General features: G+C 62.8%; 22 protein-coding genes, 1 tRNA gene and 1 riboswitch. Of the genes, 8 read left to right on the forward strand and 15 right to left on the reverse strand.

Annotated elements, in window-relative coordinates:
- Positions 1 to 162 precede the first annotated feature (162 nt).
- The 3 genes from NKJ90_RS19680 to NKJ90_RS19690 all read right to left on the reverse strand — a co-directional run bounded on the left by NKJ90_RS19680 (position 163) and on the right by NKJ90_RS19690 (position 2,683).
- The gene (locus tag NKJ90_RS19680) at positions 163 to 930 is read right to left on the reverse strand and encodes a CbtA family protein (RefSeq protein WP_023757165.1); all 768 of its coding nucleotides are present in this window, start codon (positions 928 to 930) and stop codon (positions 163 to 165) included.
- Positions 931 to 945: 15 nt separating this feature from the next.
- A complete protein-coding gene (locus tag NKJ90_RS19685; protein WP_023757164.1) occupies positions 946 to 1,125 on the reverse strand; it encodes a CbtB domain-containing protein in 180 nt (59 codons plus the stop codon).
- Positions 1,126 to 1,161: 36 nt separating this feature from the next.
- A riboswitch (cobalamin riboswitch) is annotated at positions 1,162 to 1,358 on the reverse strand.
- Between the two features lie 125 nt (positions 1,359 to 1,483).
- Positions 1,484 to 2,683, reverse strand: coding sequence for an MFS transporter (locus NKJ90_RS19690; RefSeq protein WP_023757163.1), 1,200 nt, complete (start codon positions 2,681 to 2,683; stop codon positions 1,484 to 1,486).
- 224 nt (positions 2,684 to 2,907) lie between these two features.
- Between NKJ90_RS19690 and NKJ90_RS19695 the strand changes: the two genes are divergently transcribed.
- Positions 2,908 to 3,906 carry a heparan-alpha-glucosaminide N-acetyltransferase gene (locus NKJ90_RS19695; RefSeq protein ID WP_023757162.1) on the forward strand — a complete coding sequence of 333 codons (999 nt, stop codon included), beginning with the start codon at positions 2,908 to 2,910 and terminating at the stop codon, positions 3,904 to 3,906.
- Positions 3,903 to 4,379 carry a methyltransferase family protein gene (locus NKJ90_RS19700; protein ID WP_023757161.1) on the forward strand — a complete coding sequence of 159 codons (477 nt, stop codon included), beginning with the start codon at positions 3,903 to 3,905 and terminating at the stop codon, positions 4,377 to 4,379. The genes NKJ90_RS19695 and NKJ90_RS19700 overlap by 4 nt, the downstream gene beginning before the upstream one ends.
- A 38-nt stretch (positions 4,380 to 4,417) precedes the next feature.
- Here the strand turns inward: NKJ90_RS19700 and NKJ90_RS19705 are convergent, their stop codons facing one another.
- The gene (locus NKJ90_RS19705; RefSeq protein ID WP_023757160.1) at positions 4,418 to 5,593 is read right to left on the reverse strand and encodes an ROK family protein; all 1,176 of its coding nucleotides are present in this window, start codon (positions 5,591 to 5,593) and stop codon (positions 4,418 to 4,420) included.
- Positions 5,594 to 5,707: 114 nt separating this feature from the next.
- On the opposite strand from NKJ90_RS19705, the gene NKJ90_RS19710 reads away from it, so the two are divergent.
- From NKJ90_RS19710 to NKJ90_RS19730, 5 genes are all read left to right on the forward strand, one after another.
- Positions 5,708 to 6,979: an ABC transporter substrate-binding protein gene (locus tag NKJ90_RS19710; protein ID WP_023757159.1), complete on the forward strand. Its 1,272-nt coding sequence runs from the start codon at positions 5,708 to 5,710 to the stop codon at positions 6,977 to 6,979.
- Between the two features lie 117 nt (positions 6,980 to 7,096).
- On the forward strand, positions 7,097 to 7,981 hold the full coding sequence (locus NKJ90_RS19715) for a carbohydrate ABC transporter permease (RefSeq protein WP_023757158.1): 885 nt from the start codon (positions 7,097 to 7,099) through the stop codon (positions 7,979 to 7,981).
- Positions 7,981 to 8,832: a carbohydrate ABC transporter permease gene (locus tag NKJ90_RS19720; RefSeq protein ID WP_023757157.1), complete on the forward strand. Its 852-nt coding sequence runs from the start codon at positions 7,981 to 7,983 to the stop codon at positions 8,830 to 8,832. Before NKJ90_RS19715 ends, NKJ90_RS19720 begins: the two co-directional genes overlap by 1 nt.
- Positions 8,833 to 8,899: 67 nt before the next feature.
- On the forward strand, positions 8,900 to 10,039 hold the full coding sequence (locus NKJ90_RS19725) for an ABC transporter ATP-binding protein (RefSeq protein WP_023757156.1): 1,140 nt from the start codon (positions 8,900 to 8,902) through the stop codon (positions 10,037 to 10,039).
- A 25-nt stretch (positions 10,040 to 10,064) separates the two neighbouring features.
- Entirely contained in the window at positions 10,065 to 12,209 is a 2,145-nt protein-coding gene (locus NKJ90_RS19730; RefSeq protein ID WP_023757155.1) for a beta-galactosidase, read from the forward strand.
- A 41-nt stretch (positions 12,210 to 12,250) separates the two neighbouring features.
- Here NKJ90_RS19730 and NKJ90_RS19735 read toward each other — a convergent pair whose 3' ends face one another.
- The 3 genes from NKJ90_RS19735 to NKJ90_RS19745 form a co-directional block, all read right to left on the reverse strand.
- Positions 12,251 to 12,637, reverse strand: a complete 387-nt coding sequence (locus NKJ90_RS19735; RefSeq protein ID WP_006203215.1) for a MerR family transcriptional regulator — start codon at positions 12,635 to 12,637, stop codon at positions 12,251 to 12,253.
- Between the two features lie 113 nt (positions 12,638 to 12,750).
- Complete coding sequence (gene mgtE / locus NKJ90_RS19740) at positions 12,751 to 14,148, reverse strand: magnesium transporter (protein ID WP_032906921.1); 1,398 nt, start codon at positions 14,146 to 14,148, stop codon at positions 12,751 to 12,753.
- A gap of 215 nt (positions 14,149 to 14,363) precedes the next feature.
- A tRNA-Leu gene (locus tag NKJ90_RS19745) sits at positions 14,364 to 14,448 on the reverse strand.
- Positions 14,449 to 14,626: 178 nt separating this feature from the next.
- Here NKJ90_RS19745 and lipB point away from each other — a divergent pair.
- The gene (gene lipB / locus NKJ90_RS19750) at positions 14,627 to 15,370 is read left to right on the forward strand and encodes a lipoyl(octanoyl) transferase LipB (protein ID WP_023757153.1); all 744 of its coding nucleotides are present in this window, start codon (positions 14,627 to 14,629) and stop codon (positions 15,368 to 15,370) included.
- A gap of 21 nt (positions 15,371 to 15,391) precedes the next feature.
- Here the strand turns inward: lipB and NKJ90_RS19755 are convergent, their stop codons facing one another.
- The 8 genes from NKJ90_RS19755 to NKJ90_RS19790 form a co-directional block, all read right to left on the reverse strand.
- Positions 15,392 to 16,639, reverse strand: a complete 1,248-nt coding sequence (locus tag NKJ90_RS19755) for a site-2 protease family protein (RefSeq protein ID WP_352486627.1) — start codon at positions 16,637 to 16,639, stop codon at positions 15,392 to 15,394.
- A gap of 406 nt (positions 16,640 to 17,045) precedes the next feature.
- Positions 17,046 to 17,729 carry an ABC transporter ATP-binding protein gene (locus tag NKJ90_RS19760; RefSeq protein WP_023757151.1) on the reverse strand — a complete coding sequence of 228 codons (684 nt, stop codon included), beginning with the start codon at positions 17,727 to 17,729 and terminating at the stop codon, positions 17,046 to 17,048.
- Positions 17,726 to 19,012, reverse strand: a complete 1,287-nt coding sequence (locus tag NKJ90_RS19765) for a lipoprotein-releasing ABC transporter permease subunit (RefSeq protein WP_023757150.1) — start codon at positions 19,010 to 19,012, stop codon at positions 17,726 to 17,728. The genes NKJ90_RS19760 and NKJ90_RS19765 overlap by 4 nt, the downstream gene beginning before the upstream one ends.
- Positions 19,009 to 20,337 carry a proline--tRNA ligase gene (gene proS / locus NKJ90_RS19770; RefSeq protein WP_023757149.1) on the reverse strand — a complete coding sequence of 443 codons (1,329 nt, stop codon included), beginning with the start codon at positions 20,335 to 20,337 and terminating at the stop codon, positions 19,009 to 19,011. Before proS ends, NKJ90_RS19765 begins: the two co-directional genes overlap by 4 nt.
- 633 nt (positions 20,338 to 20,970) lie before the next feature.
- Positions 20,971 to 21,255, reverse strand: coding sequence for a DUF1467 family protein (locus tag NKJ90_RS19775; RefSeq protein WP_023757148.1), 285 nt, complete (start codon positions 21,253 to 21,255; stop codon positions 20,971 to 20,973).
- Entirely contained in the window at positions 21,252 to 21,656 is a 405-nt protein-coding gene (gene mce, locus NKJ90_RS19780; protein WP_023757147.1) for a methylmalonyl-CoA epimerase, read from the reverse strand. Before mce ends, NKJ90_RS19775 begins: the two co-directional genes overlap by 4 nt.
- Positions 21,657 to 21,764: 108 nt before the next feature.
- Positions 21,765 to 23,435, reverse strand: coding sequence for a ribonuclease J (locus NKJ90_RS19785; RefSeq protein WP_352486631.1), 1,671 nt, complete (start codon positions 23,433 to 23,435; stop codon positions 21,765 to 21,767).
- A gap of 118 nt (positions 23,436 to 23,553) precedes the next feature.
- Positions 23,554 to 24,375, reverse strand: a complete 822-nt coding sequence (locus NKJ90_RS19790) for a biotin--[acetyl-CoA-carboxylase] ligase (protein ID WP_352486633.1) — start codon at positions 24,373 to 24,375, stop codon at positions 23,554 to 23,556.
- Between the last annotated feature and the right edge of the window lie 4 nt (positions 24,376 to 24,379).

The raw sequence follows: 24,379 nt of genomic DNA on the forward strand, positions 1-24,379 counted from the left end.
GGGGGGGGGGGGGCCGGGGGGTGCCCCGCGTCCATCTACTCTTCCGGGGCGGCCCCGGCGTCTATTTGGGCCCCGCCCGCGCCCCGGGCGGGCGGTGGGTGGGGGGCGGGGGCGCCGCGCCCGCCCCCCCCACCGCCGATGAGGAAGGTCAGTGCCTTGCTGTCAGGCAAAGCTGTCGCGCAGGCTGGTCGCGGTGCCGGTGAAGCGGCCGCGGACCACGCCGACGACCGCGCCGAGCACCAGCCAGAACACCAGATTGGTCACTGTCACCGCCACCACGAACTGGTGGTGCAGGCCTTCGGGGATCGCCGTCTCGTAACTGCCGGGCTGCGGCGCGCCGACGATGTGCGGAGCGACGATCAAGGCCACAGCCAGGATCGCCAGCGGCAGCGACTTGCGGAAGGCGATCAGGCCGAGCCCGGCCGCGGTCATCGCTACGGTAGCCCACCACCAGATCTGGCGCTCGGTCAGATCGGCCGCTGGCATGGCCGGCAGTTCCGGCGGCAGGCCTAGGCCCGGCGCCAGCGTGAACACGGCAAAGCCGGCCAGCCCCCAGAAGACGCCCTGGCGCCAGCCACCGATGCCGCCGGCGAATTCGGAAACCGCGACCAGGATCAAGGCGAAGCCGATGCCGGTGACGATGTTGGCAAGCACGCTGAAGGCGAAACGTTCGAAACCGTCTGCCGGCGCCCAACCCTCGTCTTCGGCGGCCGGGGCGGCTTCCGCTGCCGGAGCGGCTGTGCTCATGGCATTGCTATCCGTTGGGGCCGGAACGGCATGGTCATGGTGATGCCCGCCGCCGGCCTGTTCGTAGACTTCCGCCTTCACGATCAGCGGCACGGTGGCGTAGGCCTGCATGCAGGCGAGAACGACACCGGCCACGAGCCCTGCGATCGCCGCAATGAACACGACGTTGCGAAACAGGTTCATGATGTCAGATCCTCGTCAGTGGCAGGGAAACGCCATCGAGTGGCGATAGTCGTGAGCCGCATTGTGGACCGCATCGATATGCGAGAAGCCGACAAAGCCCATCACGAAAACGCCGAGCAGCGCAGCAAGCGCGAGCTGCATGAAGCGCGACTGCGAGGAGACGGAGGCGCCGAGGGAGACGGAAGCAGTAGTCATGTCTTGTCCTTTCGCCCTCCACCCGAGGGCATCGAAGTCAGTTTCCTGTCGCCGGCAGGTCTCCTGGCTCGCGGATCAGCGCCCTTCCCCACCTTCCCGAAGAAGAAATCTTCAGTGGCATATGGAGAGGACTACCGCACACAGTTGCGGGGGCAGCCACGGCATTGGGCGAAACTCGCCCTCACCGCATTCCCTCTTGGCTCCAAAATGGAACCGACGACATTGCCGACTATAGGCAGAATCGTCGCCTCCAGCAAACCAAATTCCGGCGGCAACCATCGCGAATGCGTCGTGCCAGTGAGGGCCTCCGCTGCCGCAGGCACCTTGGCATGCGGCACTTCCACCAAAGCCCTGAAGATCAAAGCGATTTCGGCAGATAGCGCCACGTCACGAAGCCGCAGACCGCAGCCAGCAGGCCCAGCGTGACGAACACCGAGCCTAGGCCGAAAAACGCCAGCACCACCGAATAGACCAGCGGCGGCGTCAGTTCGGAAAAGTCGAGATAGGTCCGGTAGACCGCCGCCATCTGCGATCTTTCATAGGAGCGCACCGAGCGCATGAAGGCGGTCGAGCCGAGTGCGTCGAGCGCGATGGTGAAGAAGGCGCCGCCAAGCAGGAAGGCGCCGGTGAGCAGCGGCACGGTCTCGCCGACGAAGCCTGCCGCCAGCAGCATGGCCGACATGGCGAAATAGGCAAATGTCATCGTCCTGCGGCCGCCGAAGCGCTTTCCCGCCTTGCCCCAGAAGATGGCCATGAACAGCAGCGCGTTGCCGGCCGAAACCAGCACGCCGCCGGCCAGCTTGCCTTCGCCGGTGATGACCATGAACAATGGCCCATAGACGAAGAACGTCGTCCAGAAACAGGAGCGGCCGAAAGCGATCAGCCAGGCCAGTCTGAGCCTGGGCTGGGCGACGAAGCGGCCGATATTGGCGAGCGGGTTGACCGGGCGCGTCTGGCCCGGGCGGATCGACGGGTTCTCGCCGAGCCGGTAGGTCCAGAACAGCGCCAGCAAGGCCAGGGCGAAGATCGCCACGGCGCCATGCGCGGCATAGATGCCGAAGTGGGTGTAGAGGAAGATGCCGAGCGTCGGCCCGCCGGTCCACGCCAACATCGACCACGCCATGCGCAGCGATTCGGCCTGCATGAACTCGGTCTTGCGGATATGGTCCATGATGTAGAGGTTGAGCGTGATCGACAGCGCGCTGGCGCCCATCACGCGGCACAGCATGCCAGCCAGTTGCCCGGCAAGCGTATGGGTGACGAAGAACAGCGAGCCGATGGCCAGCAGGCAGGCGCCTGCCGTGTACACCCAGCGGCGGGCAAAGCGGCGGATCAGCATCGGCATGAACAGCGTCACTGACAGGCCGAGCATCGCCACGACGGTGTAGAGGATCGAAACGACCTGCTCGTTGTGCAGGATCTCGTAGGCCTGGATAGGGATGACGCTCGACACCGTGGCGCGGGCGAAGGATTCGACCGCATAAAGCGAGGCAAAGGTGCGCGCGTCCGCGGCCTTGAGGGCCGGCAGCCAGATCGGATGGCGCACATGGGTGGACATAGCTCTCCCCGAAGCAGATTTGCCGGGCCAAATCTGCGGTGGCGATGCCGACACCAATATGAGGAAACCGACGCACATCAGGCAAAAAGCGAAGTTGGCCAAAGGCTTTCCGCCACTGGCCTAAAGCGGCGCCTGATCCTGTCCGCGTTGTCAGACGCCCGGCCTTCTTTTGCCCGGTGCAACCGTGATAGTCGTTCTGCCTGGCTGAATCAGAATGCGAGACCATGACCATTCAAACGCCGACCGCACCCGTCCAGGATCGACCAAGGCGCATCGTCGTCATCGACATCGTGCGCGGCATCGCGCTGATCGCCATGGCGAGCTACCATTTCACCTGGGATCTGGAATTCTTCGGCTACACCGATCCGGGCCTCACCGCCTTTGGCTGGTGGAAGATCTACGCGCGCTGCATCGCCTCGACCTTCTTGTTCCTGGTCGGCGTCAGCCTGTACCTCGCCCATGGCAAGAAAATCCGCTGGAACGGCTTTTGGAAGCGGTTCGCCATGGTCGCCGGAGCCGCGATCGCGATTTCGATCGTCACCCGCATCGCCACCCCGGACGGTTTCATCTTCTTCGGCATATTGCACGAGATTGCGCTGGCCAGCCTGCTCGGCCTGCTGTTTCTTCGCCTGCCGGCTTTGCTGACCATGGTGGTTGCCGCGCTGGCCGTCGCGGCGCCGGTCTATTTGCGCTTCGAGGCCTTCGACCATCCATGGCTGTGGTGGGTCGGCCTGTCGGCGATCAATCCGCGTTCCAACGACTACGTTCCGCTGTTCCCGTGGTTCGGCGCCGTGCTTCTGGGCATAGGCTCCACCAGGCTTGCTGCGGGCGCGGGTGTCTTGACGTGGCTGGCGAACCTCAAGACTGGGCGCTGGGCCAACCCGCTGGTCTTCATCGGCCGGCACAGCTTGGCCTTCTACCTGATCCACCAGCCATTGTTGATCGGCTGCGTGTGGGTGTTCTCGCAGATCATGCCGGCACAGGTCGAAACCCCGCAGGTGAATTTCCTCAAAACCTGCCAGCTGTCCTGCGAGCAGTCGCGCGACACCGAGTTCTGTTCCAGCTACTGTGTCTGCATGCTCGATACGCTTGAGGGCGAGGCGACGCTTGATCGGCTCTACAACAACGACCAGACTGCGGAATGGAAAGCACACTTGTCCGACCTTGCCGGCATGTGTACCGCCAAAACCGACAGCAAGTTGATGGAGGAAGGGGTCAAATGACCGAGCAACAGCCGAAGGCGGGGCTCATACCGTGGCCGCCGCTGATCTACATCGCAGCCATCGCCATCAGCATTGCCCTTGGCCTGCTCTACCCCCTGCCCTGGATCGGCGACCTCCTGGGCGATATTCTTTTCGCGGCCGGCTGGGTGGCCCTGTTCGCCGTCGCCGCACTCTGGCTTACCGCGATCCGCACCATGATCCGGGCCAAGACCACGCTCAACCCCAACGCGGTGCCCGATCACCTGGTCACGTCAGGTCCCTTCGGCATCACCCGCAATCCGATCTATCTGGCCAACACGCTGCTGTTGATCGGCGTCGCCTTTGTCTCGGGGATAGCGTGGTTCCTCCCGCTGGCGTTCATCGCGGCCTTCGCCACGCAGAAGATGGCCATCGAGAGCGAGGAAAAGGTGCTGGCGGCGAAGTTCGGCAAGAAATACCGCGACTACGCGAAACGCGTGCGACGCTGGATTTGAGCAAGCCTTACCGCGGGCGTCGGAATTCGAGATATTGCCTATACGGCCGCGACTTCTCCAGGCCTGCTTTCGAAATCAAACAGCCGCTGGGTAGCGAGGGCGGCGGCGCCCCGCGCCCACGAATCGTCTGCCCAGTCCGGCGTGATCGGCGGTGGAGTCCACATTGCGTAACGCCGTAGCGCGTCGCGCATGGGCTCGAAGAGGTAGTCGCCGAAGCTCACCGCTTCGCCGCCGCCGACAATCACCTCCGGATCGATGATGTTGCAGAAGCTGCCCAGAAACCTGCCAATGCCTTCGCCCGCTTCGCGCAGCAAATTCACGGCCACCTCGTCACCGGTCTTGGCCGCTCTGACCATGTCGTAGCGGTCAACGTCGGCTGAGAGGCCCTTCGTCTCACGCCACCGCTTCACCAATGCTGGTTCGGAGAAGAACGTCTGAAGACATCCGCGGCGGCCACACTCGCATTGCGGCCCGTTTGGATCGTAGATGGAGTGCCCGATTTTGCCCGCGGCCCCGTTCGCGCCGTGATGGACCGAACCATCGATCACCACCGCGCAACTGATCCCGGCGCCGATGGCCAGCGCGCCGACAGTGCGGTGATGCCGGCCGAGACCGAACAATTGCTGCGCCAGCGCGAAAGCGTTGGTATCGTCGTCGGCCCACACAGGCACATTGACGAGATCGGCCAGCATGGCCGCTATCGGCACGTCGGTCCAATTGAACCGGTGACTGAGCCGGCAGACGCCATGGTCGATGACCCCGGGCACGGCGATGCCGATGCCGCTGAGCTGCGCCCCGGTTGGCGCGGCCCGATCGGCAAGCAACTGGCTGACAGCGGCGGCGCAGGCTTCTACCGTGCTTCGTGGCGACTGATCGGGCACAGCGACGCGTTTGGAGACAAGCGGTGTCGTGGCCAGGTCAGTCAGCACGCAATCGATCGCACCGACCATCAGCTTGAACCCGACGACAAGGCGGCCGGCATAATTGATGTTGATCGGGATTGGCCGCCGCCCCGGCGCTCCAACGCTGGCCTCTCCCTCCATCAGAATGTTCTCGTGCAACAGGTCGGTGACGACGAACGTCACCGCCGCCGGGCTTAGTCCGGTGATCGCGGCAATCTCGGCACGACTGATCGCCCCTTCCCTTCGCAGCAGGTTGAGAATCAGCCGGCGATTGATCGAGCGCGACGTCTGCTGGTCGCCTTTCAGTTTCATTCTTCCCTCATTGTTAATTTTGTAAATTAAATATTGACCGGCTCCATCTGCATACGCTACGACTCGCCGTGGTTCAATTGGAATCCGGCTGTTCTCAGGGAGGAGATAAAAGCCATGACCATCACCGCTACAATGCTATCCACGACAAGACGCCGATTCCTGAAGGGCACGGGCGCGGCGCTCGCTGCATCTGCCACCGGAAGCCTCTGCTTGCCGGCCCTGGCGCAGGCGCAGGAAATCACCATCATTTCCAATCTCAGCAACGCCGGGCAACGCGACATCCTGCACAGGCTGGCAGCCGAATACGAGGCGAAATCCGGCGCCAAGATCACCATCAACAACATGGACCACGAGGCGCACAAGACGGCGATCCGCAGCTATTTGGTCGTCGGCGCCCCCGACATCTGCTTCTGGTTCTCCGGCAACCGCATGAAGGCCTTTGTCACCAAAGGCCTGTTCGACGACATCTCCGATCTGTTCGCCCGCGAGAACTACAAGAGCGTGCTCGGCGCCACGACAAATGCAGTCACGGTCGGCGACAAGCAGTATGGCCTGCCGATGGGCGGCCTGCTTTGGGGTCTGTTCTACCGCAAGGATGTTTTTGCCGAACACAATTGGACGCCGCCGAAGACGTGGACCGATTTTCTCGCCTTTGGCGAGGCCGCGAAATCCGCAAGCATGATCCCGATGAGCATGGGTACCAAGGAGCTTTGGCCCGCGGGCGGCTGGTTCGACCATATGAACCTGCGCATCAACGGCCTCGACAAGCACATCGCCCTGATGGACGGGAAGGTCCAGTACACCGACCCGATGCTTACGCCCGTCTTCGACAAATGGAGCGAGCTGATCAAGGCCGGGTTCTTCTCGCCGAACCACAGTTCCTTCGGCTGGGAGCAGGCCGGCGCCGCCCTGGCGCAGAAGAAGGCCGCCATGATGGACCTTGGTGGTTTCGTCAGGTCCGCCTTCCCGGAGGCAGACCTCCCGCAGCTCGCCTACGCGCCGTTTCCCGAAATCATCCCCGGTGTCGCCAGATATGAGGATTTTTCGGTCAACTCCGTTCATGTTCCGGCCAACGCCAAGAACAAGCAAGGCGCGCGCGACTTCCTCGCCTATTTCTACAAACCGGAGAATCTCGGAGCCTTCCTCGCCGCCGAGGGAGCGATCCCGCCGCGCAACGACTGCCCACCCAGCAACGACCCGCTGGTCAACGCCGCCGTGGAAGAGCTGAAGAAAGTGGTCGGCACGTCGCAATACTACGATCGCGACACCGATCCGGACATGGCCCAGGAAGGCATGACCGGGCTTCAGGAATTCATGGTCAAACCCGAACGGCGCGATCAGATCCTCGAACGGCTGGAAAAGACCCGCAAGAGAATATTCAGCTGATGCTGTCGCTCAAAAGCGCGCAGCGGTTTTGAGACAAATTGAACGCAGCTTAGTCCTCCCGGACTTGACGGGCGCCGCTTGCCCTGGCGGCCCCGTCTCCTTTTTGGATGAATTCCCATGCCCCGCTTCTGGCGCAGACATCGTCATTGGTTGACGCCGGCATTGTTCCTTCTGCCGGGCCTCATCCTGTTCAGCCTGGTGATCCTTGCCGCCTCCGTCGAGACGGTCTGGATTTCGCTGCACGAATGGGACGGTATCGGCGCCAAGACCTGGGTCGGCCTCGCCAACTATGCCGAGTTGGCCGAGGACCCGCAATTCTACGTCTCGCTGAAGAACAACGTCATCTGGTTGCTGATCTTCATGCTGGCGCCGCCGATCGGTCTCGCGCTGGCGCTGATCGTCAACCAGCAGATCCGCGGCATGCGCATTCTGAAGTCCCTGTTCTTTGTCCCTCTGGTGCTGGCTACGGTGACCGTGGGTGTCGTTTTCGGCTGGGTCTATGATCCCACCTTCGGCTTGCTGCAATTGATCTTCGGCCTGTTCGGTGCCACCGCGCCGGCGCTGCTTTCCGACGAGAATTTCGCCACTTTCGCGGTCGCCGCCGCAGCTCTCTGGCCGCAGATCGCCTTCTGCATGGTTCTGTTCCTGGCGGGGCTGAACAACCTCGACGAGGATCTGATCGGCGCCGGACGCGTCGACGGAGCACGCGGCTGGCGCATGCTTCGCCACGTAGTCCTGCCGCAGTTGTCGCAGGTCGGCTTCATCGCCATCGCGGTGACGGTGATCGGTGCGCTGCGCTCCTTCGACATGGTCGCCGTCATGACCACCGGCGGTCCCTACGGCTCATCGACTGTGCTCGCCTACCAGATGTACGAGGAATCGATCTTTTCCTATCGCTTCGGCTATGGCGCGGCGATCGCCACGGTGCTCTTCGTGATTATGAGCGCCTTCATCGCCTGGTACCTGCACGGCCTCATCAAGGCCGAACGGAGCAATGCCTGATGTATCCGCGCCCGATCCCCGAAGACGCCAAGATCAAGCGCGGGCTCTACGTCGGCGGCGTGACGCTGGTCGTCGCGCTGTGGCTGCTGCCGCTGATTGCCGTCATGCTGACCTCGATCCGCTCCAATGAGGAATTGATGGCAGGCAATTACTGGGGCTGGCCACAGAAGTTCAGCCTGATCGAGAACTACACGGCGGTCTTCGAGCAGACCGCGATGCTGCGCTTCTTCCTCAACAGCCTGCTGATCACCATCCCCTCGGTGATCGGCGTGCTGATCTTGTCGACGTTGACCGGCTTCGTGCTGTCGCGCTATCCGTTCCGCGGCTCAAATCTCATTTTCGCGCTGTTCGTCGGCGGCAATTTCCTGCCGGCCCAGGTCATGATGATCCCGGTGCGTGACCTCATGGTCAGGCTCGGCCTCTACGACACGGTCTACGCGCTGATCGTATTCCACATCGCCTTCCAGACCGGCTTTGCGACGCTGTTCATGCGAAACTTCATCGCGGCACTGCCGGGCGAATTGTTCCAGGCCGCGCGCGCCGAGGGCGCGTCGCCCTTCCAGGTGCTGCGCCATGTGGTGGTACCCCTGGTACGACCGGCGCTGGCGGCGCTGGCCATCCTCACCTTCACCTTCATCTGGAATGATTATTTCTGGGCGATCGTGCTTACCCAGAGCGACGCCGTCAAACCCGTCACAGCCGGGCTGAACAATCTGCGCGGCGAATGGACGTCCGCCTGGAACATCGTCTCGGCGGCAACGATCTTCGTCGCCCTGCCGCCCGTGGTCATGTTCTTCCTGATGCAGAAGCACTTCATCAGCGGCCTCACCATGGGGGCGGTCAAGGGATGATTTTTGTTCGAGGAATTCAGGCCGCACCGTACGGACGCAACCGGTCAATACAGAAAGGCGGCGCGCGATGAGCAGCGTGGAACTGCGCAAGGTCGACAAGCACTACGCCGGCTATCACGCCTTGAAGGCGGTCGACCTGAGGATCGAAAAGGGCGAGTTCGTCGTCATGGTCGGGCCCTCCGGTTGCGGAAAATCGACATTGCTGAAGACGATCGCCGGGCTTGAGACCATCAACTCCGGCCAGGTCGTGATCAACGGGCGCGACGTCACCAGGGAAGAGCCCGGCGATCGCGGCATCGCCATGGTCTTCCAGTCCTATGCACTCTATCCGCACATGACCGTGGCCGAGAACATGGGCTTCGGCCTGCGGATGGCGAAACGCCCGAAGGCGGAGATCGACGCCGCCGTCAAGCGCGCCGCGCAGATACTTCGCCTCGAGGAGCAACTGGACAAGCGCCCGAAGCAATTGTCGGGCGGGCAGCGCCAGCGCGTCGCGATCGGCCGCGCCATAACGCGCTCGCCTGAAGTCTTCTTGTTCGACGAACCGCTGTCGAACCTCGACGCCGCGCTCCGCACGCAGATGCGGGTCGAGCTTTCCAGCCTTCACGCCCAGCTCGGATCGACCATGGTCTACGTCACTCACGACCAGATCGAGGCCATGACCATGGCGGACCGGATCGTGGTGCTGAATAAAGGGCGAGTCGAGCAGGTCGGCTCTCCTCTCGAACTCTACGCCAATCCGGCGAATATCTTCGTCGCCGGCTTTCTCGGCGCGCCGCGCATGAACTTCATCGAAGCGAGGGTGGAAACCGTCGGTGCGGGCGAGATCACGCTGACGGCGGCCGGAATGCCGGCGCTTGCCTTTGGCGGCATCGACGGCCTTTCGGCAGGCGACGCGGTGACCGTCGGGATCCGGCCGGAAAATCTGCACCTGGTCGAAGCGGCGAATGCACGCCAGGCATCGTTCCCAGGCCAGGTGCGATTGGTCGAACATCTGGGCCGGGAAACGGTTCTTTACCTCGACGCCTCTCCTCTTCAGGCGACCAATTCGGACAGCGGCACAGGCAATTTCACGGTCCAGCTCAACAAGGTGTCTCCGATCAGCGTCGGGGCCCAGCTCACCGCTGGCTTCGATCTCGCCGATGCCTATCTCTTCGGACCCGATGGCCGCACGCTGACGCCGCGAAAACCCGTCCCCGCAACCTGACCCCCGAATCCAAGAGTATCCTTGTATGCAGCGCAACAAGCCCGCCCCGCTTTCGGTATGGCGACCACTCAACCTCGACCGCTTCCTGCTGGGAGCGCCGCATTATCCCGAACATGTCGACGAAAGCAGCTGGCGGCGCGATGCCGAACGTATGGCTGCAGCCGGCGTCAACACGGTCCGGATGGGCGAGTTCGCCTGGCACATCTTCGAACCCTACGAAGGCAAGGTCGACTTCGGCCTGTTCGACCGCGCGATCGAGGTTCTCGCGAACGCAGGGATCGACACCATCATGTGTACGCCTACGGCCACGCCGCCGCGCTGGCTCACCGCCAACTATCCGGAGGTGCTGCGTGTCGATGTGAGCGGCCGCCCCGCAAGCCACGGATCGCGCCAACATGCCGACACCACCAGCCCGGTGTTCCGCGGCCATAGCCGGCGCATCACGCGCGCCATGGCCGAACACTACAGGGACAATCCCCGCGTCATCGGCTGGCAGACCGACAATGAGCTCAATACGACCGTTTCAGAATCGTTCGCGCCGGCGACACGGCTGGAATTCCAGAAATTCCTCCAGCACAAATACGGTGCGATCGGCGCGCTGAATTTCGCCTGGGGCGGCCATTTCTGGGCGACCGCCTACGACGATTTCTCGCAGATCGACCTGCCGCGCCCGCTGATGCCGTCCTATCCGAGCCCTGGGCATGTGCAGGACTACCACCGGTTCCTGGCCGCGGCGACGGCGGCTTTCCAGCACGACCAGGTCGAGATCCTGCGCGCCACCAATCCGGACTGGTTCATCTTTCACAATCTTGGCCAGCTCGCCGACATCGATTTCCGCGGCCAGTTCGGGCAAGACCTCGATTTCATCGGCTTCGATATCTATCCGATGCTGTACGACGAGATGAGGCGCACCGGTGGACATGCGGCCACCCAGGCGCTGCATCTCGACATCTGCCGCGCATACACCGGCAATTACATCGTGCCGGAGCAGGCTTCCGGTTTCGGCAGCCAGCCGGGTTTTTCGACAATGACGCCGGAGCCGGGAGAGATGCGCCGCATGGCAATGACGTCCGTGGCGCGCGGCGCTGACGGCATAATGTTTTTCCGATGGCGCCCTGCCCATTTCGGTGCCGAGATCTACTGGATGGGGGTCATCGATCACGACGATGTGCCGCGTCGCCGCTACGACGAGGCAAGCCGCTTCTTCCATGAGATCGCCGCCATCAAGGACCAGATCCTCGGCACCGTCGTGCGCATGGACCTCGGCATTGCCAGCGCCGATTTCGACAACCAGGAGGCGCACAAGACCTATCCTATGGGATTACCGAGCCCGCTCGAAGACGCCACGCTGTTGCATCGCTACTGCTACCAGAATGGCATTGCCTGCGGCTTCATCCACCCTGAGGACGATCTGTCACGGCTCAAGGCGCTCTATGTTCCGCATTGGGTGATGTGGAAGCAGGAATGGACTGCCCCGGTCGAGACGTTCGTCCGCAACGGCGGCACGCTGATCCTGTCGGCGTTGACCGGCACCCGAGACGAGAACAACCACATTGTGCGCGAGCAAGCACCCGGGCGCGAGCTTTCGGCGTTGAGCGGCGTCAGGGTCACCGAATTCGGCCGCCTGGTTCCGGAGGGCGGCACTGGGCTGTTCCCCTTGTTCCGGCAGGCCGCGATGGGCGCCTACGTGCCTCCGTCACCACTGCCGTCTTCGTCGGCAGAGCGCAAATATCGCTTCACCCTGGGCAACAGGCAGTTCGAGGCAGCCCACCTCTACGAGCTGCTCGAGGTCGAGCCGGACGCCGAGGTGCTGGGCACATGGTCGAACCGTTTTTGCGCCGGACAGCCGGCCATCACCTCTCGCCAACTCGGCCAGGGTCGCGTCGTCTATGTCGGCACCTATCTGACGCCCGAGCTTGCCGAAGCAATCGCCGATGTCGTTCTGGCCAAGGCCGGCGTGGTGCCCTTGCTGCCGGAACTGCCGGCCGGGGTGGAGGTGTCCATGCGCGAAACCAACGACCGTCAACTGATGTTCGTTTTGAATACCAGGGATACTTCCATCACCGTGCCGAACGTACCGCTGGGTATCGATCTCTTGACGGGCCGACCGGTTGGCGGCGATATTGAACTCGAAGCCTATGGCTGCGCGGTTGTGTCGCTCGCGCTGTGAGAAGACGCAGATTTGCCGGAACGACCGCGATCATTGGCCATTCAGGTGTTGACGCCAAGCTCCACCAACCGCTCGACGCAGGACTCTTCGGCCTGGTCGAGTTCGGCGAGCGTTTCCTCGAGGTCGCGACGCTTCTGCCTGAGGTCCTCGCGCTTTTCCTCGATGCGCTTGATCATCAGCTTGAGTTGACCGACCTCGCCGGGCGGCTCCTTGTACATCTGGATGATTTCGCGGATTTCGTTGATCGAAAAACCAAGTCTCTTGCCGCGCATGATTTGCCGGATGAGGTGGCGATCGGAGGGGCGAAACAGTCGTGTGCGGCCACGCCGCACCGGCTGCACCAGTCCTTCATCCTCATAGAAGCGCAGCGTCCGCGTCGATACGTCGAACTCGCGAGTCAACTCGGTGATCGAATAATATTCCCGCATTGTCACTCCCACACGCCGGAATCCCGACCAAACCCATGCCATGCCGGAATCGACATGGCGCCCCGCGCTAGCCTCGCACGGCGTTTACGTAAAAGTCAATTGAAGGGCGCACCTCAACGCACACCGAACCACCATGTGGCGATGCCCAGAAACGCAAAGAAGCCGACGACATCGGTAACCGTGGTGACGAAGACCGCAGAAGCGACCGCCGGATCGATCTTGAAACGGTCGAGCAGCAGCGGGATCAGGATGCCGGCGAGCGCGGCCACGAACATGTTGATGATCATCGCCGCCGCGATGATGCCGCCCAGATTGGGATCGCGGAACCAGGCTGCCGCGACGACACCGATCAGGATGGCGAAGATGATGCCGTTGATGAAGCCGACCCCCATCTCGCGGCGAATGATGCGGCTGGCGTTGTAGATGTCGAGATCCCTGGTCGCCAGCGCCCGCACGGTGACGGTCATGGTCTGCGAGCCGGCGTTGCCGCCCATGCCCGCGACGATCGGCATCAGCACCGCCAGTGCCACGATATGTTCGATCGTGCGGTCGAACAGGCTGATCACCGACGCCGCCAGGAACGCGGTCAAAAGGTTGATCAGCAACCACGGAACGCGCGAGCGCGAGGTCGAAAAGATACTGTCGGAGAGCTCTTCGTCGCCGACGCCGCCCATGCGCATCAGATCTTCCTCGGCCTCCTGCTGGATGACGTCGACGACATCGTCGATGGTCAGCACGCCGACCAGCCGCTCGTTCTCGTCGACGACGGCGGCCGACAGAAGATCGTACTGCTCGAATTCCCGCGCCGCCTCTTCCTGATCCATGGTGGCGGGAATGGCGTGCCGCGTCTCATGCATCACCTCCTCGACCTTGACCGAGCGCTTGGTGCGCAGGATCTGGTCGAGGTCGATGGCGCCAAGCAGCTTGAAGCTCGGATCGATGACGAAGATCTGGCTGAAACGCTCCGGAAGGTTGTTGTCCTCGCGCATGTAGTCGATGGTCTGACCGATCGTCCAGAACGGCGGCACCGCGACGAACTCCGTCTGCATGCGGCGGCCGGCGGTCTCTTCCGGATAATCGAGCGAGCGGCGCAGCCTGATCCGCTCGGTGAACGGCAGCTGCGACAGGATCTCGTCCTGGTCTTCCTGGTCGAGATCCTCGAGAATGTAGACCGCGTCGTCGGAATCGAGTTCCTGCACCGCCTGGGCGATCTGCGCATTGGGCAGATTGTCGACGATCTCCATGCGGATCGCCTCGTCGACCTCGGTCAGCGCGGAGAAGTCGAAGTCGGCGCCCAACAGTTCAACCAGCGCGCGGCGCTGGTCGGGGTGCAGCGCCTCGAGCAGGTCGCCGAGTTCCGATTGGTGCAGGTCGTCGACTTCACGCTTCAGCGCGAGCGTGTCGCGATCGGCGATCGCAGCACCGATCTGGGCCAGGAAGGACGAAAGAACGGCGCCGTCCTCGCCATAGATATCGGCTTGGTGTTCCTCGGCGGCCCTGGCGCCGGTCATCCGTTCGTCCTGGCCTTCCACCAGCGCCTCCCGCCATCGCAATCCCGGAAAAGGTGCAAATCAGGTCTAGAACATCGGGCCCAAAAGTGGAAACCGGTTTTGGGAGAATCCGATGTTCAATGAGGAAATGGCGTAAAGCGCGGGAATATCAAACGAAATGCGCCCTGCCCGCAGCAGGCGGAGGCTGGCACAAATCGGATTCTGGGAAGAGAAACTGGTGCGGTCGAGAAGACTCGAACTTCCACGGGTTGCCCCACAGCGACCTCAACGCTGCGCGTCTACCAATTCCGCCACGACCGCACGTGGTAGAGCCGGAACTGACCGGCTCGCGGCGTGTAGCAAATCGTTTCCGGCGAAACAAGTGCGCGGCACGCAATAATGTCAGGCGATTGGCATAACGTTCCACAGGATGGCAATGCAGGGCCGAACTGGACGTTTCGCCGGATTGGCGCCATATGAGGGCAACACGAGATACGTCATGCCAGAACGAAGCCAGATCGCCACGTCGTTCCTGCCGCTCCCCGGGTCGGCACCGGTCGAATGGCGCGTCGAACCGGGCCTCACCGCCTACCCCGATGCGCTTGCATTCATGGAGGCGCGCGCCGAGGCGATCCGCAGCGGCGCCGCCGGCGAAATGGTCTGGCTGGTCGAACATCCGCCGCTTTACACGGCCGGCACCAGTGCCCGCGGCGAGGATCTGATAGACGCCAACCGCTTCCCGGTGTTTGAAGCAGGACGCGGCGGCGAATACACCTACCATGGACCGGGCCAGCGGGTTGCCTATGTCATGCTCGACCTGAAGCGACGACGCGAGGATGTGCGCGCCTTCGTCGCCGCGCTCGAACAGTGGATCATTGGCACGCTCGCAGCCGTCAACGTGCATGGCGAGCGCCGCGAGGACCGGGTCGGTGTCTGGGTTGTGCGTCCAGATCGCCCTTCCCTGCCGGACGGCTCGCCGGCCGAGGACAAGATCGCGGCAATAGGCATCCGGCTGCGACGCTGGGTGAGCTTTCACGGCATCGCCATCAATGTCGAACCGGATCTCGACCATTTCAGTGGCATCGTGCCCTGCGGCGTGCAGGACCACGGCGTCACCAGCCTCGTCGACCTCGGTCTTCCCCTGACAATGGCCGACCTCGATCTCGCGCTGAAATCCGCCTTCGAGGATGTCTTCGGTCCCGCCACGGCATTGCCTGTCGAAGCCGCACGCAAGGCGGGTTGATTCTTCCTGATCCGGCACGGCTCAAGTTAGCTGAGCTGAGGCCCACAAGACGCCGTAGCCATGGATGGCGAACACCGCCAGCAGCGCCGCCGCCATGGCGAAGCGGTCGACGGTGCGGATCGGCTTCAGCTCGTGGCGCGGCTTGAACCCGCTGCTCATCGTCAGCAGGCTGAGAATTGAAAACACCGCCCCTGTAGCGAGCAGAAAGTTGGAGGAAAAGCCGGCCTGCCAACCCACCGCCAGAAAGGCCGAGAGCAGGAAGAACGAGGCCAGCGCCAGCACGATGGGCCCCGGACAGATCTGGCGCAGCACCTGGCCGCCGTCGAACTTCCACACCGGCACAAGATTGGCGATATTGAACAGGGCGGCGAAGCCAGCCAGCGTCGCCAGCAGCCCAGCCGCCAACCGATGCCCTTCCGCGCCGGCAAAGGTGCTCGCAGCGATTGCGATCGGTACCAGGAAGGCGGAGAAGCCGGCGCCCATCAGCGCCACGAAGGCGACCTCGAAACGGCTGTCATACGGCCGCCCACCGATGGCGATGCCACCGAGCAATGGAATGAAGATCATCCGTGCCCTGTTGTGGCCCATCAGCCGAAATGCAGCCATGTGACCGAGCTCATGCAGGGCGACAACCGACGTCAGGATCGCGGCCAATGCCAGCCCGCCGAAATGAAGCCCGAAGAACGGCCACAGGATCAGCGCGGAAAGACCGGCGAAGCCGACCTGGCTGAGCGGATGCTCGAACCAGCCGCCCTTGCGATACTGCCCGGTCCGCGCCCAGCGCTGCAGCTTGGAGAGTTCGCGGCGCATGGCGAAATAGCGGAACACCAGGAAGGCAACGCCGCGATAGCGATCGGTCTGGCTGAGCGTCACCCGCGTGCCGTTGCCCTCGGAAACAAGTTCGGCGGTTTCGCGATAATCCTTCCAGAACGAAGCGTCGAGCGCGGTGTCCTCGATGACGCGCATCGAAAAGCGGCATCCCTCTACGACGTCTTCAAACCGCGACTTGCGCTCGATCGGCTTGCCATCGCGGCCTTCCCAGGACAGCATGATTCGAGCCACGCCCTCGCCGTCCGGCCCTTCGGCCGAGAGTATCTCACCGGACCAGCCGGCATCGCTGCCGAGCGGCCACAGCGCCTGCCAGAGACGTTGCCGGTCCATCGCCACCAGACGAGACAGCCGGACCGTGCGCAAACCAAACGGCACGGTCATCAAGAGAAAGATCAGCCCGAGATTGCTGGCCAGAATGGCCGTGACGATGGGCGACACTTGGACGTTGCTCCCCTGTCTTTCAGATCACCCTATCGTCGCGGCGGCAAGAAAGGCTTAACGGGCGCAACGGTCTTGAGCGCGCAGGATCCGCGGCGCCGAATGCCGCCAAAATCACATGGCTCCGATCCAGATTGCCATGGAAACGAGGAAAGTGCTCATGCAAACCAGTGAGATGACATCCTGAACCAGATCGGTCATAACTCTCTCCTGTTGTTGATATGTTCGTATTTTGTTCTAGTTTTGTTCAAATGTCAACGTGCACAATCCGGCTGTCTCCGAAATTTTCGGGAGGTCGGATCGGCAGGGTTAAGAAAAGGTTGACGGGCGTGCGAGGGTGGCCCGGCGCCGACCAGGGCCCGTCGAGATTCAGATCAGGCCGGCATTATCTGAGTATCGCCGTGCCCTAGAGCGGCACCACTTTGCCGTCGGCCAGCGTGACGCGCCGGTCCATGCGCGACGCCAGCTCGTGATTGTGGGTGGCGATCAGCGCCGCGAGGCCCGATTGCTTGACCAGCGCCGCCAGCGCCTCGAACACATAGGAGGCGGTGACCGGGTCGAGATTGCCGGTCGGCTCATCCGCCAGCAGCACCAGCGGCGCATTGGCAACGGCGCGGGCAATGGCGACGCGCTGCTGCTCGCCGCCGGAAAGCTCGGACGGCCGGTGCGACGCGCGCTTGCCGATCTGCATGTAGTCGAGCAGCTGTGCCGCACGCTCCGCCGCTTCCTTGCGGCTCAGCCCTTTGATGAGCTGCGGCATCATGATGTTTTCCAGCGCGGAAAACTCCGGCAGCAGATGATGGAACTGGTAGACGAAGCCGACATCGTTGCGGCGGATCGCCGTGCGGTCGTCGTCGGAGAGGCGTCCGCAGGCGCGGCCGGCGAGGATGACGTCGCCGGCATCGGGGCGCTCCAAGAGGCCGGCCGTGTGCAACAGCGTCGACTTGCCGGTGCCCGACGGCGCCACCAGCGCCACCATCTCGCCGCGCTTCAGCGAGAAATCGGCGCCGTTGAGAATGGTGAGCTTGCGCGGCCCCTGGACATAGTGCCGCTCGACGCTCTTCAACTCGATAATGGCCTCGGCCATCACTCGTACCTCAAGGCTTCGACGGGATCGAGGCGCGCGGCCCGCCATGCTGGAAAAACCGTTGCCAGGAATGACAGGCCGAGCGCCATCAGGATGACATAGGTCGTCTCGCGCGGATCCATCTTCGCCGGCAGCTGGCTGAGGAAATAGAGCTCCGGGTTGAACAGCACCTTGCCGGTCATCCAGGAGAAGAACTGGCGGATGGATTCGATGTTGGTGCAGATCAGCACGCCGAGCAGCACGCCCGCGAGCGTGCCGGTCACGCCGATCGCTGCCCCAGTCATCAGGAAGATGCGCAGGATGGCGCCGCGCGACGCTCCCATGGTGCGCAGGATGGCGATGTCGTGGCCCTTGTCCTTCACCAGCATGATCAGGCCGGAAATGATGTTGAGCGCCGCCACCAGCACGATCAGCGTCAGGATCATGAACATGACATTGCGCTCGACCTGCAGGGCGGAGAAGAACGTCTCGTTGCGCTGGCGCCAGTCGACCATGTCGATCGGCCGCTGCGCTGCCGCCTCCACCTTCGGTTTCAGCGCATCGACGTCATCGGGATTGTCGACATAGATCTCGATCGTTTGCGCCCGGCCGTCCATGTTGAAATAAAGCTGCGCCTCGGAGAACGGCATGTAGACGATGGACGTGTCATATTCCGACATGCCGACTTCGAAGATCGCCGAGATCTTGTAGCCCTTCATGCGCGGCGTCGTGCCAATCGGGGTCACATCGCCGTCCGGCGAGATCAGGGTGATGGTGTCGCCGAGCGTCAGGCCGAGATTCTCGGCCATGCGCTTGCCGATGGCCACGCCCTCGCCCGTATCGAAATCGGCGATCGAGCCCTGCTTGATGTTGCCGGCAACGATGGCGATCTTGCCGAGATCCTCGCCGCGGATGCCGCGCACCAGCGCACCGGTTCCGCCGCCGACATTGCCCTGTGCCAGCACCTGGCCATCGATCAGCGGGATGGCGTATCTGACGCCTGATACACCGTTGATGCGGCCGGCGACTTGGGCATAATCCTCGAGCGGCGAATCGAGCGGCTGCACGATGAGATGACCGTTGACGCCGAGGATGCGTGTCAGCAGCTCCGCCCTGAAGCCGTTCATCACCGCCATCACCACGATCAGCGTGGCGACCCCCAGCATGATGCCGAGGAAGGAGATCGACGCGATCACCGAGATCACCGTCTCCTTGCGCCGCGAGCGCAAATAGCGCCAGGCGACCATGCGCTCGAAAATGGAAAAAGGCCCGGCGCCCGCCGATCTTGCCGCCACCGCTTCGCTCATGCGGCGATACCGAAGCGCTTTTTCGCATCCGCGATCGGCAGCGTCTCGCGCTCGCCGGTCCTGCGATTCTTGATCTCGATCTCGCCGGCAGCCACGCCGCGCGGTCCGACGATCACTTGCCACGGCAGGCCGATCAGGTCGGCGGTGGCGAACTTGCCGCCGGGGCGCTGGTCGGTGTCGTCATAGAGCACGTCCTTGCCGTCAGCGACGAAAGCGGCATGCAGCTCGTCGCAGACGCGGTCGCACTCGGCGTCGCCCGCCTTCATGTTGATCAGCCCGATGTCGAACGGCGCCACCGCCTCCGGCCAGATGATGCCGTTGTCGTCATGGCTCGCTTCGATGATCGCCGCGACAAGGCGCGACGGACCGATGCCGTAGGAGCCGCCGGAGACGAAATGATCCTTGCCGTCGGGGCCGGTCACCTTGGCGCCCATCGGCTTGGAATATTTGTCGCCGAAATGGAAGATGTGGCCGACCTCGATGCCTCGAGCCGAAACCTTGTCGTTCTCGCCGATCTTTTCCCAAGCCGCCTCGTCATGCATCTCGTCGGTGGCGGCGTAAGGCGTCGTCCACGTCTTGACGATGTCGCCGATCTCGGCGTCGTTGGTGAAGTCGGTCTTCTCTCCCGGCACATCGAGCGAAAGATAGTCGCGATGGCAGTAGACCTGGCTCTCGCCGGTATCGGCAAGGATGATGAATTCATGGCTGAGGTCGCCGCCGATCGGTCCGGTGTCGGCCCGCATCGGGATAGCCTGCAGGCCCATGCGCGTAAACGTCCTGAGATATGACACGAACATCCTGTTGTAGGCCGCCTTGGCGCCCTCGAAGTCGAGGTCGAACGAATAGGCATCCTTCATCAGGAATTCCCTGCTGCGCATGACGCCGAAGCGCGGCCGCACCTCGTCGCGGAACTTCCACTGGATGTGGTAGAGATTGAGCGGCAGGTCCTTGTAGGATTTCACATAGGCGCGGACGATCTCGGTGACCACTTCCTCATTGGTCGGACCGTAGAGCATGTCGCGGTCCTGCCGGTCCTTGATGCGCAGCATCTCCTTGCCGTAGTCGTCGTAGCGGCCGCTTTCGCGCCACAGATCGGCCGACTGGATGGTCGGCATCAGGATTTCCAGCGCACCGGCACGATTCTGCTCCTCGCGGATGATGCGGCAGACCTTGTCCAGCACCCGCTTGCCGAGCGGCAGCCACGAGAAACTGCCCTGCCCCTGCTGGCGGATCATGCCGGCGCGCAGCATCAGCCGATGCGAGACGATTTCAGCCTCGCGCGGATTTTCTTTCAGGATAGGCAGGAAATAGCGCGACAAACGCATGGACTGGTCCGTGAGTGAGGATCGCCGCGCGGGAATCGGCGCGGCACGGGCTTGCTTGCCCCGGCTTCATAGCCATTTCATGGCGGAATGGAAACCCGGACGCACCGGTCCGAAAATCGGAAATTGATTTTCAAAAATACGGCGCTGCTGCGAGTAAAACTGTTGCACTGTCCTTCGCGGATCGGGCAAACGCGCGGCGTTCCAAGGCGCCGTGATTGCGCCGCGCGCCTTACAGGTCGTTTCCCAAGCAACGCCTGCCGCACTATTGTGCAGCGCAGCACGAGAATGCCCGTTTCAAGGCAAAATTCTTCGTGACATTTTCATTCGCGTTAGGCTAATGTGCCCTCATAACCGAGAGGGTAGAAAAAAATCTGCTCTCCTACGCGGTCAAAGTCTTGGGAGGATGCGATCTAGGCGCGGTTACTCGCTGCCACCGGAAACCGGAAACAGATCGGACGCGTTTAAATTGCAAGGCCTTGTGCCTTGCATTTTTTTTGTGCAATCACCCGCTTAGCGCAACGAGTTGCCAAACTACCTTACCTTGCGGCAGCACTCGCGCAGCCGCAAACGGCACGGCATTCCTGTTCGGAACGCGCAGGATTCCAACTGGTAAAAACGCCCTTGCGGGGCGGTTTATTTGGTTGGGGTTTGGTTGAATTCCGGCACGATGTGCGGGATGTCGTTGAGGCTATATCCCAACCCATGCGTCAGGCCATAAAAAATGCCTATGAGGACGGCCGTGGCGAGGGTGGTGCGGATCACGGCGCGCAGCATATGGGGACCGCGCGGCGCGCTCGGAACCGTGCCCAGCGTCACATCATGATCGTCATCCTGCGTCTTCACACTGAACGGCAGCACGGCAAACAGCACCACCCACCAGGTCGCGAAAAAAAGGGCGGTGAACGAAACCCAGCTCATGATTGCTCCAGTTCGATCAGCGTGCCGAAGAAATCCTTCGGATGCAGGAACAGCACCGGCTTGCCGTGCGCGCCGGTTTTCGGGTTGCCGTCGCCGAGCACACGGGCGCCGGCAGCCTTGAGACGGTCACGCGCGGCCAGGATGTCGTCGACCTCATAGCAAAGATGATGCATGCCGCCGGAAGGGTTCTTCTCCAGGAAGGCAGCGATCGGCGACCCCTCGCCCAACGGCTCCAGAAGCTCGATCTTGGTGTTGCCGACATTGACGAACACCACCGTGACGCCATGCTCCGGCAGCGCCTGCGGCTCCGTCACTTCAGCGCCAAGCGTGTTGCGATAGGCGGCGACGGCAGCAGCCAGATCCGGCACGACAAGCGCGACATGGTTCAGGCGTTCGAGCATAGGTTTTCCTCAGGGCAATAGGCAGTAGGCAGTAGGCAGTAGGGAATGGTGATAGATCTGCATCTTTGTCATTTTTCCTCTGCTGCCTAATGCCTACTGCCTACTCCCTCATCTCGTCACAAACACCGTCACCAGCGGCTTCTTGCCCCAGGCTTCGTTGGCTGCGCCGCGCACGGCGCGCCGGACCGCTTCCTGCACAAGGTCGAGGTCTTTTCGGCGCTGACGGGGGATCGAGTCCACAGCGCCGATTGCCGCATCGATCATCAGGTCCTCCAGCGTCTCGCCACGGCCGTCGGCCTCGGCGACGCCGATGGCGACCAGGTCGGGATCGCCGGCAAGCTCATATTTGTCGTCGAGCACGACATTGACCGCGACATGGCCGGCAAACGATAGCTTGCGCCGGTCGCGGATGCCCATCGCCTGATCGGTGCCGATCAGCCTGCCATCCTTGTAGATGCGGCCGAACGGCACCTGGTCGATGATGGTGGCGGGACCGGGAGCAAGCCTGAGCATGTCGCCGTCGCGCACCTGCGCCACCTGGCCGATGCCCGAAGTCGACATCAGCGACCCCTGCCCCACAAGATGCGCCGCTTCGCCATGCACGGGAACGCCGATCTGCGGTCGAACCCATTCGTACATCTTGCGCAATTCGCTGCGCCGCGGATGGCCGGAGACATGCACCAGCGCGTCGCCGTCCTCGATGATCTTGATGCCGAGGTCGATGAGGCGGTTCTTGATCTCGAGGATCGCCTTCTCGTTGCCTGGAATGGTGCGCGAGGAAAACACCACCGTGTCGCCGGCTGTAAATGATACCGATTTCATCTCGTCGCGCGATAGCTTGGCCAATGCGGCAAGTGGCTCGCCCTGGCTGCCGGTGCAGATGATGACGAGGTTTTCGCGCGGGATGAAACCGAAATCCTCCTCGGCGATGAATTCCGGCAGCCCGTCCATATAGCCGAGTTCGCCGGCGACATCGATCACCCGCTTCAGCGAGCGGCCGAGCACCAGGCACTGGCGGCCGGCATCGCGCGCCGCCCTGGCGATGGAGACGATGCGGCCGACATTGGAGGAAAATGTGGTGACGGCAACACGGCCCTTGGCAGACTGGATAACACCTTTCAGTCCTTCGCCGACCGCGACTTCCGACGGCGACTCGCCTTCCCGCAGCGCGTTGGTCGAATCGCAGATCAGCGCCAGAACGCCCTTGTCGCCATAGGCGCGGAAACGCGCCTCGTCGGTCTTCGGCCCGATCGTCGGCTCCGGATCGATCTTCCAGTCACCGGTGTGGATGACGGTGCCGGCCGGCGAGGTGATCGCCAGCGACATCGGCTCGGGAATAGAGTGCGCGACCGGAATGGCCTCGATCTCGAACGGACCGACGGTGAATTTCTCACCTGCTCTGTAGATCGTCACCGGTATTTTCGGAGCCCCCTGCTCGCCTTGCCGCTTGGCTTCGAGCAAGCCGGCGCTGAACGGCGTCATCCACACCGGCGCCTTCAGCTTCGGCCAGGTGTCGAGCAGCGCGCCATAATGGTCTTCATGCGCATGGGTGATGACGATGCCGCGCAGATTGGCGAGGTTCTCCTCGATAAAGCGCGTATCTGGCAGCACGAGGTCGACCCCGGGGAGGGTGGCATCGGGGAAGGTCACACCGACATCGATAACGATCCACTCGCGCGCGCTCGGCGGACCGTAGCCGTAAAGAGCGAAGTTCATGCCGATCTCGCCAACGCCGCCGAGCGGCACGAAGACAAGGTCGGCGTTTTCCGCTTTCGCCATGATTTTTTCCTTCCTGGTCCTCAGACCAAGTCCATAAAGCAATTCCAGGAAAAGTGTCTAACGATTTTCCCACAGGAATTGCATGAAAACAAACACTTAGAGCCGCTAGCGAACGACCCTAGACGCGGGCAGACGCGACCGCGCCGAAATGCACGTCGCCGGCGGCAATCGTCAGAACAGAACCTTCATCGTCGCGGATCACGAAACGGCAGTCCTCGTCAATGGTTTCAAAGATCCCACGCACGACATTACCGTCAATTCTGACAGCAACCTGCCCACCGAGCCCCGCCGCGCGAGCCAACCAGCGTCGCCTGACGGCCGCAAGTCCGCGCCCCCCGTCCCACAACCGGGCATTCTCGCTCCAGGCATCCGACAGCGCCAGGAACAGTGTTTCCGCATCGCATGTCGCGCCCAGCGCGCGCAATGATGTTGCCGGATAGGGCAAATCCTCAGGGTATGCCACCACATTCACGCCGATGCCGACCGCCACCGCGAAACGGCCGCCTTCCAGGATCGCCGATTCCAGCAGGATGCCGGCCAGCTTGGCGCCGGAGGCAAGCACGTCATTCGGCCATTTCAGCTCGAAACGGTTCTTTCCCTCACTGCCGCCGTCGAGGCCGATGGCAATCCGGCCCTTCGGCACCACGGCGTCGAGCGCATCGGCCAGCGCCAGCCCGGCGACGAAACCCAGCGTCGCGGCAAGGCGAAGCTCGGCATTGGTGATGACGAGCAGCGTCGCCGCCAGATTGCCTTCGGGGGTCGACCAGACGCGGCCACGTCGTCCACGCCCGCTTTCCTGTTTCTTGGAAACAACCCACAGCCTGCCCGGGTCACCCGCCCTTGCGTGGTCCAGCGCCAGCGCATTGGTGGAGCCGACGCTGTCATGCGCCTCGAGCCGGAACCCTTCCGACGCCGAGGTTGGAGCCAGCCGAAACGCCATGCCG

The organism is Mesorhizobium sp. M0051, from assembly GCF_040323235.1.
GTDB lineage: Bacteria > Pseudomonadota > Alphaproteobacteria > Rhizobiales > Rhizobiaceae > Mesorhizobium.